The sequence below is a fragment of the Vibrio sp. 2033 genome (assembly GCF_033339735.1).
Window position 1 is genome coordinate 1 of sequence record NZ_JAWOVC010000688.1, and the last position, 551, is coordinate 551.

A 551-nucleotide genomic window follows, 5' to 3' on the forward strand; every position below is an offset into this window, starting at 1 on the left:
AAACATATACAAGAACTTATCTTTTTCCGACAGTTTGTTGGCTCGAATATCGTTCTTCAGACTTTGTACATCCCAAAAATACATAGCGATTCCTTTAAGTATTGCTCGTCTTGAACTGAACACGCCGAGTGATACTTGCGCAATTAATTCATAGTAACTCGAAATATAAATTAAAAATCAAATAGATAGTCAAATCGACTAAAAATACTCTCGCACAAATGGGATGGTTTGTCTCTAAGAAATCTCTCGTTATAGGTACCGTCTTGAATTCAACAAGACCAATGTACCAAACCGATTTTTACAACGTAATTGGCAGTCAAAATCACTAACTTTCTAATTTATCTTTGAAGGCATAAGCAATACATTGCATTATAAGAAGCCGCTTACCGCTATTGCACTAACTTACCGACCAAGGAGGGTCTGAAATGAAATTAGCACAGTTAAATATTGCGCTTGCCAAATATCCTCTGGATGCACCTGAAATTAGAGAATTTGTAGACAATTTAGACTTAGTTAATGGTATTGCTGAAGAGAGTGAAGGCTTTGTTTGG

The 551-nt window shown here is 35.8% G+C and carries 1 protein-coding gene; it reads left to right on the plus strand.

Annotation, left to right across the window (positions count from 1 at the left end; translation table 11 throughout):
• Positions 1-425: 425 nt before the first annotated feature.
• Positions 426-551 (plus strand): DUF3291 domain-containing protein (locus tag R7P74_RS28525; protein ID WP_318124056.1); only part of this gene is annotated, 126 nt, incomplete at its 3' end.